Origin of the sequence: Flavobacterium terrisoli, from assembly GCF_030167905.1 — a bacterium.
Lineage (GTDB): Bacteria > Bacteroidota > Bacteroidia > Flavobacteriales > Flavobacteriaceae > Flavobacterium > Flavobacterium terrisoli.
In genome coordinates, this window is record NZ_JARGNA010000003.1 from 235,560 (window position 1) to 247,711 (window position 12,152).

12 protein-coding genes are annotated in these 12,152 nt (G+C 37.4%); 10 read left to right on the plus strand and 2 right to left on the minus strand.

The features are described from left to right. Positions 1-8: 8 nt before the first annotated feature. A complete protein-coding gene (locus P1K33_RS05090) occupies positions 9-779 on the minus strand; it encodes a formyl transferase (protein ID WP_284651809.1) in 771 nt (256 codons plus the stop codon). After that, on the minus strand, positions 772-1,755 hold the full coding sequence (locus P1K33_RS05095) for a polysaccharide deacetylase family protein (protein WP_284651810.1): 984 nt from the start codon (positions 1,753-1,755) through the stop codon (positions 772-774). Before P1K33_RS05095 ends, P1K33_RS05090 begins: the two co-directional genes overlap by 8 nt. 137 nt (positions 1,756-1,892) lie before the next feature. Here P1K33_RS05095 and P1K33_RS05100 point away from each other — a divergent pair, with 137 nt between their 5' ends. The 10 genes from P1K33_RS05100 (at position 1,893) to P1K33_RS05145 (ending at position 12,121) form a co-directional block, all read left to right on the plus strand. Next, on the plus strand, positions 1,893-2,843 hold the full coding sequence (locus P1K33_RS05100; protein WP_284651811.1) for a glycosyltransferase family 2 protein: 951 nt from the start codon (positions 1,893-1,895) through the stop codon (positions 2,841-2,843). A 13-nt stretch (positions 2,844-2,856) separates the two neighbouring features. After that, entirely contained in the window at positions 2,857-3,984 is a 1,128-nt protein-coding gene (locus P1K33_RS05105; protein WP_284651812.1) for a glycosyltransferase, read from the plus strand. Positions 3,985-4,009: 25 nt separating this feature from the next. Further along, positions 4,010-5,212, plus strand: a complete 1,203-nt coding sequence (locus tag P1K33_RS05110) for a glycosyltransferase (protein WP_284651813.1) — start codon at positions 4,010-4,012, stop codon at positions 5,210-5,212. Next, positions 5,209-6,261 carry a glycosyltransferase family 4 protein gene (locus P1K33_RS05115; RefSeq protein ID WP_284651814.1) on the plus strand — a complete coding sequence of 351 codons (1,053 nt, stop codon included), beginning with the start codon at positions 5,209-5,211 and terminating at the stop codon, positions 6,259-6,261. The genes P1K33_RS05110 and P1K33_RS05115 overlap by 4 nt, the downstream gene beginning before the upstream one ends. 68 nt (positions 6,262-6,329) lie before the next feature. Further along, positions 6,330-7,490: a hypothetical protein gene (locus P1K33_RS05120; protein WP_284651815.1), complete on the plus strand. Its 1,161-nt coding sequence runs from the start codon at positions 6,330-6,332 to the stop codon at positions 7,488-7,490. A 1-nt stretch (position 7,491) separates the two neighbouring features. Then, positions 7,492-8,568, plus strand: coding sequence for a hypothetical protein (locus tag P1K33_RS05125; RefSeq protein WP_284651816.1), 1,077 nt, complete (start codon positions 7,492-7,494; stop codon positions 8,566-8,568). Next, positions 8,561-9,718 (plus strand): glycosyltransferase family 4 protein, encoded by a 1,158-nt coding sequence (locus tag P1K33_RS05130; RefSeq protein ID WP_284651817.1) that lies wholly within the window; start codon positions 8,561-8,563, stop codon positions 9,716-9,718. Before P1K33_RS05125 ends, P1K33_RS05130 begins: the two co-directional genes overlap by 8 nt. Before the next feature lie 58 nt (positions 9,719-9,776). Further along, the gene (locus tag P1K33_RS05135) at positions 9,777-10,379 is read left to right on the plus strand and encodes a sugar transferase (RefSeq protein ID WP_284651818.1); all 603 of its coding nucleotides are present in this window, start codon (positions 9,777-9,779) and stop codon (positions 10,377-10,379) included. Then, positions 10,369-10,989 carry an acetyltransferase gene (locus P1K33_RS05140; RefSeq protein ID WP_284651819.1) on the plus strand — a complete coding sequence of 207 codons (621 nt, stop codon included), beginning with the start codon at positions 10,369-10,371 and terminating at the stop codon, positions 10,987-10,989. The genes P1K33_RS05135 and P1K33_RS05140 overlap by 11 nt, the downstream gene beginning before the upstream one ends. Then, positions 10,982-12,121 carry a DegT/DnrJ/EryC1/StrS family aminotransferase gene (locus P1K33_RS05145; protein WP_284651820.1) on the plus strand — a complete coding sequence of 380 codons (1,140 nt, stop codon included), beginning with the start codon at positions 10,982-10,984 and terminating at the stop codon, positions 12,119-12,121. The genes P1K33_RS05140 and P1K33_RS05145 overlap by 8 nt, the downstream gene beginning before the upstream one ends. Positions 12,122-12,152: the final 31 nt, after the last annotated feature.

Below are 12,152 nucleotides of genomic sequence, written 5' to 3' on the forward strand. Positions count from 1 at the left end.
ATCATAGCTTATTTTATCCCTTTAAAAATTAGCTTACCGAGGTAATACCATAGTGTTGGATGGTAATACAAATTACTCGACATGCTTTTTTCCTTTTGCACAACCAAAGTGTTATTAAAAAAATCAGCTATTGCTTTATTGAGTAGTTCTAATCCTTTCGACAACTGTACAAGCGGATAAGTTGTAAAATTGTCCGACGATGACATCGCCACTTTTTCCTGGGCTATAACGGTTCCGGTATCTATTCCTTCGTCAACAAAGTGAACGGTAACGCCACAATTTTCGATGTCATTGTTGGCCATTGCCCAATAAGCACCGTGTACACCGCGATATTTAGGTGTGATTCCGGCATGGGTATTTATAAAACGACATTCCACAGCAGAAATTACCTTTTTTGAAATGATTCGGGTGCCGTTTACGATGATTAAATCGGGATTAATTTCCTGTAACAATGCTATGGTTTCCGGAGCGTTAACGGAAGAAACCTTTTTTATCTTATCAGCAGGGATTTCGGAAAAATCCAATTGGCTTTGCTCGATAATTTGCTTTCTTCTTTTTTTAGAAAAGACGCTTAACGCTTTTGGGACAACCAATTGGAAACTAATTTGCCCCAAAACGGTTAGTAAACCCAAGCGTTTAATCCTTCTTTTTATGAATACTTTGCTGTTTTCCTTTTCCTCAATGATGGTCAAAGTGATGCCGTGTTCCTTATCAACTGAGTTATAAACCGCAGTTGTTGAGATTCCTTTACCTCCTAATAAAACTATTTTTTTAGACATCCTGTATGATTCTTTTAGCCAGATTTGTCATCGTGATGCTCTCAAAATTATAGGTAGCATTCAAATGCTGATAGTATTTCAAAATCTTTTCAAGAAACGCAAAGTTCTCCTCCTGGTTGATGCCAAAATTATGTGGATGCCACCATAAATGATAGGTCAGGTTGTTTTTAGCGGCATAAGTCATACCTGATTTTATGCGTCGGAGTTTTAATGCGTCAAGAAAAGCTGTTTTTTTGGAATAAGCCCTTAGCAATCTGGTGGACGGAATGTCAACCGGAATTTTTCCTTTCATGGAGGCTTCGCTATAACAGTTATTTCCCGAAAGATTGATATAAACATCAATAAGCCTGAAAGCTCTTCTGAACAAACTTTCTTTTTTGCTGTTTTTGGCAGCATAAAGCCACGAACGTTCATTGCCTCTGTAACATATAATGCCCAAATCTTTACAAACATTTAAATAATCATTGTTGAACTGATTTCTCGGAAAAATTAAAGAGGTCGTGTCAATGCCTTCCTTTTGGGCTACCCAAATGGCTTTTTCAATATCACTTCTAAAATCATCAACCGTTTGTCCTTCTTCCAGACAATAATAATGGGAATAGGTGTGAGTGCCGATTTCCTGTTCGGGATGATCTTTTATTAATTTGATTAGCGATGGTGCAAAATGATATGGGTCAACTTCATGATTGTGGCCTACTTTTTCAAAATGACCATTATAGGGTGATAAGTTTTTATCCTGATAATTGGGAACATTCTTTGGAACGTTATGGATGAGTTGCTCTTTGGTTTCAAAGAATAAAAAACCAACGGTTGAAAAGGTGGCCTTAATTTTATATTGATCAAAAAGGCTTAAAAGTTTTGGGATAACCTGATGAACTCCTTTGATGTTTTCGCCATAGCTTTCAATGGTCTTTTTGTCCCTGACACCCCATAATAGCTCGAAATCAAGCGATATAACAAACTTTCCGTTCTCCATTTTTGAATGCTAAAAAATAATAATCTAATTAAAAAATACTCCTGTTTTTTGGAAGAAGTAAAAGTACTGCTTTTAAGAATTAAAATAAACCTACTAACTAAAATAAAATTATCTTTGGAGCAATAAAATAAAGCTTGATGTTTTCAGTTGTTATATCTTATTATAAAAAAATAAAATATATTGAAAGGTGTCTGGATTCGGTCATGAATCAGTCTTTTCAAAATTTTGAAGTGATTCTGGTTGATGATGGTTCGAATGATAATGTGAAGGAACTTTTGGATCAAAAATATCCCAAGGTTAAATTGATCACTAAAAAAAATGAAGGTGTTTCTATCGCCAGAAATACCGGTATAGCTGCGGCAAGTTTTGACTATATAGCACTGCTGGATGCCGATGATGATTGGCATTTTCAATATTTGGAGTTCATGAATGCCGTTATCCGGGAACATCCCGATGCCAAAATTATCGGAACCCATTATTCGGTCAACAGGGATGACATTCCAAAAGGCAGCACAACACTTCGGTATAGAAAATTAGAGCATTATTTTAAGATTGCGATTGTCAATACACTCTTTACCAGTTCTTCATCGGTTATCCGCAAAAGTTTTTTTGAATCCAATCAGGGGTTTAATCCGGCATTGCGTTCGGGTCAGGATGTAGATGTTTGGTTTAGAACAGTTTTAAGCGGTGGTGGCGTTTATTTTATTGATAATACTTTAATGTTTTATTGCCAGGAAGATACTCAGGGTGTAACCAAGCTAAAACTGAATCAAACCATTGAGTTAAAGGATATTTTTTTGGGCAACATCCCGAAAAATTATTATCCGCTATATGACACGATTGATAATGAGGAATTCAAGGTTTTTATTTCAAAATACATTTACTTTAACCTTTACAGATACTATTATTCTGAACGATTCCACGATTTAGCCGTAGAAATTTTAAAGTCTAAAAAGCACAGCTACTTTTTATTGGATCTGGTTTATAAAATTCCTTTGTTTGTTGGTTATAAACTGATTAGGAAGCCAAAATTCAGTTTGTTGCTAAGGAATTATATGAAGTTTGTGTTCAGGAGAATATTAAAATAACAAGATTGATAGATTGATACGCGTATTACATATTCAGGAAACCATTCGCTCCGGAGGTGTTGAAAGACGTAGGCTTTCAATGGCCAAACTATTGGATAAACAACAGTTTGAGATGAAACTTGTCTGCCAGCATAAAGGTGGCACTATTGGCGAGGAAATCGAAGCGGAAGGTGTTGAAGTGATATGCCTGAATAGGTCACTTACCGGACTTTTTGATAGAAAGCAGCATAAAAGCATCCAAAAGATCATAGAAGATTTCAAGCCTCATATCATCCATGGCGCCGTTTTCGAGGGCGTTACCATGGCCGCGATTAATGGTTATTTGAAAAAAGTACCCATCATCATAATCGAAGAAACCTCTGATCCGCAAAACAGATCATGGAAAGGAAATTTGTTAATGAGATTTTTTGCCTTTTTCTCCGATAGAGTGATTGGCGTATCAAAAGCAGCCACAGATTACCTCGTTAAAATTGGCATTCCTAAATCTAAAGTTGTTTTGATCAATAATGGTGTGTCCATTCCGAGAGTTGTTTCTGCTGCTGAGGTTTTGGAATGCAAAAAAAAGTTTGGTATTCAGGAGACCGATTTTGTTATCGGTTCGGTCGGACGGATGCAGGATGACAATCACAAACGTTTTTCCGACCTTATTAAGTCATTTGCTTTGTTTGCCAAAGAAAAATCCAATGTTAAACTGTTGCTTGTGGGCGATGGAAAACAAAAAGAAACTTATATCAAACTGGCAGCCGAACTTGGGATTGGCGATAAAGTGATATTTGCCGGAAGTCAGTATGATGTGACATTGTTTTACAATATGATGAACATTTTTGCGCTTTTTTCAGCGTATGAAGCGTTTGGATTGGTATTGGCAGAAGCCATGATGAATAAGTTACCCGTCGTAGCAACAAGAGTTGGCGGCATGCAGTATATAGTGGCGGACAATGAAACCGGATTTTTGGTTGAAAAGTTTGAGACAGCCCAAATGACAGAGAAGTTCGAGATTTTATACAGCAATGATGAATTGCGGATTTCCTTTGGCCAAAAAGGCTTGCAGAGAGCTACAGCTGAGTTCTCGGAAAAAAGATATGTAGCCGAAATCAAAGATCTTTATTTGCGAATGTGTGCACAAAAAAATATAATTTAATTTTCTGTTTAATAGCTAAATTTTAATGTCAGTAGCCAATAAAAGAGTGCTTTTTATTACTTGGGATGGACCACAAACCAGTTATATGGAAGGATTGTTTATGCCCATACTGAGCGAAGTGCAAAAAAATGCCGGATATGCTGTTCATGTGATTCAATTTACATGGGGAACCAAAGAAAGAATTGCCATAACCCAAAAGAAAGCGGAAGAGTTAAACATCAATTACACAGCCAAAACCATTTTAAGAAAACCCATTGCGGCTTTAGGAAGTTTACTAACGTTATACAGCAGCATAAATTACTTAAAAAATTACATAAGGAAGCATAAGATTGATATTGTAATGCCAAGAAGCACTATGCCTTCCATAATGGTCAACCGATTGAAGAAAACCAATTTCCAAATCCTCTTTGATGCCGATGGATTGCCATTGGAAGAACGTGTTGATTTTTCGGGGTTGAAGAAAACAAGCAGGCAATACCGCTTTTTAAAGCAGGAAGAAAATAAAATGCTATCCCATGCCGATGGTGTTATTACGCGTTCCAATAAATCGATTGCCATTCATTTAAAAACGTTGAAAGGCGCTAATCCGGAGAAATTTTCCCTGGTTTACAATGGAAGGAATATTGAGGATTTCAAACCAAACGATACGCTGAGAGAAGCCGTAAGAACCGGACTCCATGTCGAGAATGGAGCCCGACTTTTTGTTTACTGTGGTTCTCTCGGACCTCAATATGGCTGGGACCAAATGCTGGCTATTTTTCAACGATTTCAACAAAATCACCCGAATGCCAAATTCTTAATCCTGACCGGAAATATCGAATTTGCACAAGAAAGGATTCCGGAGGAAATGAAAGAAAGCATCCTGCTCAAAAAAGTTCCTTTTGGACAAGTGCCCAAATATCTTTCTGCAGGTGACATTGCTTTTGCCATCAGAGAACCAAAATTCAGCATGCAGGGCGTGGCTCCGATAAAATTAGGGGAATACTTTTTAATGGGAATTCCAACCATTGCGTCTGCAGGAATAGGCGATACCGAAGAATTGATAAAAGAGGCACCCGATTCGTTTTTATTCCATCATGATGATGATAAAAATATAGCCAATGCGGTGGCCTTTGCCGAAAGTCTTTCAAGCGTGAATCATGATAAAATCCGTGAATTCGGTATTCAATTTTTCTCGGTTGAAAAAAGCGCCGAAAGTTATATTAAAGCCCTAGAAAAGCTATCATGAAAGTACTCTATCTCACCAAATATACCCGAAAAGGTGCCAGTTCGCGCATGCGAAGCTATCAGTTTTTTCCAAATTTAGAGCAACACGGTATGCAGATTACTGTTCGTCCGCTCTTTAATGATGAGTACCTGACGCAATTATACAATGAAGAAAAAATATCAAAAGGCAATCTTTTGAAATGCTATCTCAAGCGTTTCTTTGTGTTGTTTTCCGTATTGAAGTATGATAAAATTGTAGTCGAAAAAGAACTTTTTCCTTATTTGCCGGCCTGGCCAGAAATCATATTGAGTAAAATCAAAGGTTATATTGCCGATTATGATGATGCCATTTTTCACAATTATGATTTAAGTACCAATCGCGTCATCCGTTTTTTTCTGAAAAGGAAGATCGATGTCGTGATGAAAAACAGCCAATTGGTTGTTGCCGGAAATGAATATTTGGCCGACAGGGCAAAATCGGCCGGAGCCCAAAACATCATCAGGATACCAACCGTGATTGATTTGGACCGTTATAGCGTGAAAAATGATTACAGCTCCGATCAAATCAAAATCGGGTGGATTGGTTCGCCATCCACTTTATGGCATTTAAAACCTTTTACCGATTTGTTCAATGAATTGGTAGCACTGCACAATGTAAAAATCATCATTATCGGTGCGACTGAAAAATTCGGAGTTACACACAATATTGAATATATAAACTGGTCCGAAGAAAGTGAGGTTGCCGAAATGCTGAAATTCGATATTGGCATAATGCCGCTCACCGAAACACCTTGGGTCATGGGAAAATGCTCTTTCAAACTGATACAGTATATGGGTTGCGCTCTTCCGGTTGTGGCATCACCGGTGAGCATGAACAATGAAGTAGTGGATGTTGGTGTTAATGGCTTTTTGGCTACAACTCCGGAAGAATGGAAGGTTGCCCTGGAAAAATTAATTTTTGATGAAAGCCTGAGAAAAAGGTTTGGTCAGGCAGGCAGAAAAAAAGTAGAGGAAATATACAATCTGGAAACCAACTCAGGGAAAATTATAAAAATTTTGGCTTCGGATTAATTCAACAGTAAAGTTTATATTTACAACCTGATTCAATCAATGCTAAAAGTTCAACTTTTGAAATAACTATGGATTTTTTCTTCATTCCTTTATTTATAGGCTTAGGTTTTCTATTTATCAATAGTTTCAAAAGTTCTTTGTCAAAGTATGATATTACTACTTTGCAAAGATTGTTTGTTTACCATTTGATATTTGGGACCTATTATTGCTTTTTTGTTGCGGGCGATGCTGCCGGTTATTGGAATGCTTCTAAATCAATGAGTTTCGAAGATTCCATTTATAATCTCACCCAGGAACAGGGAACTTTCTTTATTTGTGCCCTCAACTATTTCCCATCCAATTCTTTAGGGCTGTCGTATTTTACCGGAACCATGTTGTACAGTTTGTTGGGTTTTATCGGCCTGACTTATTTTTATATTCTGGCCAAAGACTTGGTGCCCTACAATTCAAAGTTTAGAGGATATTACTTATTCCCATTTTTGTTTTATCTGCCCAACCTTCATTTTTGGAGTTGTGCAGTTGGAAAAGATACTTTACTTTTTCTTTGCATTGCCTTTTTTATGTATGGAATAATGAAACCATTCAAGCGCATCCCAATGCTGGCTTTAGCACTATTATTATCCTATTTCATCCGACCACATATCACCTTTTTCCTTTTGGTTTCTTTTAGTTTGGTGTATGTCAATAGTACCAAAGCATCCGTTTTTCAACGGATTGTGTTTTTAGGTTTGATGATTGGTTTGAGTGTTACCATTTTGCCTTCAGTAATGGAGTTTGCCAAAATTGAAGAAACTACCATAGACAGTTTTGAACAGTTTTCTGAAACCAAATCATCAGTATTGAGCAGAGCCAATGTGGGTTCAGCCATTGATATCTCTTCCTATCCTTTTCCTTTAAAGGTTTTTACTTTTTTATATCGTCCGCTTTTCTTTGATATCAATGGTATTCCAGCGGTATTGGCATCCTTTGAAAATTTACTCTTATTGGTTTTGTCGATTAAAGTACTGCGAAACAAACCTTTGCTGACCTTCAGAAAAGCACCTTTTGTCATACAGGGAATGATTTTCTTCTTAATCATCGGAACCTTAGCCTTCTCACAATCGTTAGGGAATTTAGGGATTATGATTCGTATGCGTAATATGTTTTTACCGGGATTGTTGATTTTTATTCTTTGGTCTTTTTCCTATCAGTACCAATTATCACAGGAGGAAAAGAGAAAAATGAGCTGATATGCTAAAAAATAGATTGTACATATTACTCTTTTTTTACCATCTGCTATTTATTGTTTTTTCCTATTTCCTGGCACAATCTATTGGTGGTGATTCTCTTTTGTATTGGGCAAAAACATTCGACATAGCCCAATACAATTGGTTCCATTTTGCCAGTTATGGCGCTAAATCAATAGTGTTTTTAAATTACCCGTTAATCAAGATAGGCCTGCCTTTTTGGTTTGGATTTTTGCTCTATGGAATTATCGGTTTTTTTGGTATTTTAAAATGGGTGCAATGGGCCGAATTGGTCACAAAAGACCATTTCAATTATAAAGGATTCAACTTTTTATACTTATTGTTTTTTCTTCCTAATCTTCATGTCTGGACTGCAACTTTAGGTAAGGAAGCTTTTATTTTCTGGGGCATTGCGGCTGTCATTTATGCCTTTACCACCCAAAATTTCAAAACGTTCAGTTTTATCGCCGGAAGTTTGACAGTTTTAATTATTCGACCACATGTCGCTTTAATGTTGCTGAGTGCGATTGCGATAGTTTTTTTGTTTCATAAAGGGTTTTCACTTAAAAAAAGAATAACAGTCGCAGCAGTTTCTTTTACCGGAGTGTTGGCATTGCTGTATGCCGTTTTTCAAACCACGAATATCAACTACTGGGATTGGGAAAGGATTAAATACTTTAATGAATATTCTGTTTTGTCTTTCAGGCATTCGGGTTCCTATGTTCCTATGCTCGAGTATAATTATTTCTACAAATGGTTTTCGTTTCAATTTCGACCGCTTTTTTTTGATGCCCATTCCATTTTTTCCTTTTTAGCGAGTATTGAAAATGCATTTTCATTGGCGATTTTTATAGTGGCTTTGTTTTTTGCCCTTCGATTTTACCATAAAATAAACTTCACTCCGGAAATGAAACTCATATTTTTATTTACTTTTATCGCTGGTTTATTGTATGTTGAAAGATATGCCAATCTGGGTATTTTTATGCGAACCAAAATAATGTTTCAACCCTTTTTGACAGTTTCCCTGCTAATGATAATTCATCAGGGTTTTAGATTAATGAAAGACAAAAAAAATGAATAAACCCAAATTGATTCGTATTACCACTGTGCCATTATCATTGGACAAACTTCTGGAAGGCCAGCTTCATTTTATGAATTCCTTTTATGACGTGGTTGCCGTTTCATCTGAGAAAGAATACTTGGAAAAAGTGGGTGACAAAGAAAAGGTAAAAACCTTTCACCTCGAGTTGACCCGAAAAATCACACCGGTCAAAGATTTGATTGCAGTGATCAAACTCTTTGTGTTTTTAAGAAGGGAAAGACCACTCATTGTTCATACACATACCCCAAAAGCAGGAATTATCGGGATGCTCGCAGCAGTTTTGGCCGGAGTTCCCAATCGTTTGCACACCGTAGCCGGAATGCCATTGATGGAAAGTACCGGTTTTAAAAGAAAAATGTTGGATTTTGTAGAAAAGCTGACTTACAGTTGTGCCACCAAAGTCTATCCCAATTCCTATGGTTTGGCCGATATCATTGTGAAAAACAACTATTGTGAGCTGAACAAATTAAAAGTGCTGGCCAATGGCAGCTCTAACGGAATTGATACTGCACATTTTAATCCGGAATTGTTTAGTGAAGAACAAAAAGCGGCTTTAAGAAAAGAATTGGATATCGCTGCAGATGATTTTGTGTTTGTTTTTGTGGGCAGAATTGTAAAAGACAAAGGCATCAACGAATTGGTTGAGGCTTTTGGGCAGTTGTCAAAAGAGAATACAAACACAAAATTACTTTTGGTAGGCGATTATGAATCCGATTTGGATCCGTTAACACCGGAAACCTTAAGCCTGATCAATCACAATAAATCCATTGTGTCTGTTGGCTTTCAAAGAGATGTTAGGCCTTATTTGGCAGTTTCTGATGCTTTGGCTTTTCCAAGTTACCGGGAAGGATTTCCAAACGTCGTAATGCAGGCTGGCGCTATGGGTTTGCCGAGTATTGTTTCAAATATCAATGGCTGTAACGAAATCATAGCAGAAGGTGAAAACGGACTAATCATACCGGTAAAAAATGCGGATGCGTTGTTTGAAGCCATGAATAAAATACTGAACCAGACTAGAATTAAAGAAGGTTTAAAAAGAAAAGCCAGAGCGATGATTGTCAATCGATACGAGCAAAAATTGGTTTGGCAGGCGATATTAGCCGAATATCAAAAATTCGATAAGAATTAAAAAACAAGCGCTACTATTCAATAATTAGTTATTTTTGCGCGTTAGCCGAATTTTAAAAATGTATAAAAACTTCCTCAAAAGAATATTAGATTTTATTGCCGCTTTTATTGGGATTTTAATTCTGAGTCCTGTTTTTTTGGTAGTAACGGTGTTTTTATATTTTGCCAATTCAGGTAAACCTTTTTTTACACAACAGCGTCCCGGAATGCATGGTCAGATATTCAGGATTATCAAGTTCAAAACCATGAACGATAAAAAAGATGAAAACGGTCAATTGCTTCCTGATGCCAAAAGACTAACCGGTATTGGTAAGTTTGTCCGAAGAACTTCTTTGGATGAAATTCCTCAATTGCTAAATGTAATCAAAGGAGATATGAGCATCATCGGACCGAGACCGCTTTTGACGCATTACCTGCATTTGTATTCTGATTTTCAAAACCGACGCCATGAAGTCAAGCCCGGTATCACCGGTTGGGCACAAGTCAACGGAAGGAATGCAATTTCTTGGGATAAAAAATTTGAATTGGATGTATGGTATGTTGATCATATTTCTTTTATTCTGGACATGAAAATACTTTTTAAAACAGTATTAAAAGTGATAAAAAGTGATGGTATAAACGCTGCTGATGCAGCCACAATAGAACCGTTTAATGGAAACTAGTGTAACACTTTATGGTGCCAGTGGTCACAGCAAAGTCATAATCGATATTTTAAACTGCAGCTCAGTGGGCATTGACAACATTATTGACGACAATCCTAAAACGGATACCATTTTAGGGCTGCCAATATTAAGAAGCACAGATGCTGATTTTTCAGCGATTAAAAGCATGATTATTTCCATCGGAAACAACAAAGTCAGACAAAGGATTTCGGATAAAATCAAAGTGAATTATGTCAATGCGATCCATCCGACAGCCATTCTTTCCCCGACAGTCAGCCTTGGAAAAGGAACGGTAATCATGGCCGGAGCCATTATCAATCCGGATGCAGTTATCGGGGATCATTGCATTGTAAATACCGGAGCTGTCATAGAACACGATTGTCATATCGCCGATTTTGTTCATGTTTCTCCGAGCGTTTCACTGGCCGGAAATGTCGCCATTGGAGAAGGAAGCCATATTGGCATTGGTGCCAAAGTCATTCAGGGAATTAAAATAGGGAAGTGGGCCACCATTGGTGCCGGAGCAGTTATTATTAAAGACATTCCGGATTATGCCGTAGTGGTTGGAAATCCCGGAAAAATTATAAAATACAATCAGGAAAATGAGTAATTCAAAAATATGGTTATCGTCACCTCATATGGGTGGCAATGAGCAAAAATTTGTTCAGGAAGCATTTGATACCAATTGGGTAGCACCTTTAGGGCCAAATGTAACCGGCTTTGAACAAGACTTAGAAAAGTATTTAGAAGAAGAAATACATGTCGGCGCTTTGAGTTCAGGAACGGCTGCACTTCATTTGGCACTGATTTTATTAGGCATAAAAAGCGGCGATGAGGTCATTTGTCAAAGCATGACTTTTTCTGCTTCAGCGAATCCGATTGTGTATTTAGGAGCAACGCCAATTTTTATCGACAGCGAACCTGAAACCTGGAATATTTGCCCGGTTTCATTGGAGAAAGCCATACAGGACCGAATTGCAGCAGGTAAAAAGCCAAAAGCTATTGTTGGTGTTCATTTATACGGAATGTCATTCAAAGTGGATGAAATCACTGCGATTGCGGATAAATACGAAATTCCGTTAGTGGAAGACAGTGCCGAAGCATTGGGCAGCACTTACAAAGGCAGGAAGTGTGGTACTTTTGGCGATATCTCTATTTTGTCTTTTAACGGGAATAAGATCATCACTACTTCGGGCGGTGGCGCCATTGTGACTAAAACTTTGGAACAAAAAAACAAAGCGGTTTTTCTTTCCACACAGGCCAGAGACAATGCACCACATTATCAGCATAGTGAAATTGGATACAATTACAGAATGAGCAATATCTGTGCGGGAATCGGAAGAGGACAAATGGAAATACTGGATAAGCATATTGGATTGAGAAGGGCAATGCACGATTTTTATGTCAATCTGTTTGAAAATATCCCCGGAGTTACTGTGTTTTCGGAACCCAACAGCGATTATTTTTCCAATCATTGGCTGACTTGTATTAGCATTGATGCCAATAAAACCAACGGAATTACAAGCGAGAAACTAAGATTGGCACTCGAAAAAGAAGAGATAGAATGTCGTCCACTTTGGAAACCAATGCATTTGCAGCCTGTATTTAGCGATTGCCTGTATTTTGGTGGTAATGTAGCTGAAAACCTATTTGCTAACGGGTTGTGTTTGCCTTCCGGTTCCAATTTAACCGAAAATGATAGAAATAGAATAACGAATGCCGTTGAAGCCGTATTTCGTTAATTTTTTTAATACTTTTACTGTCCAATAATAA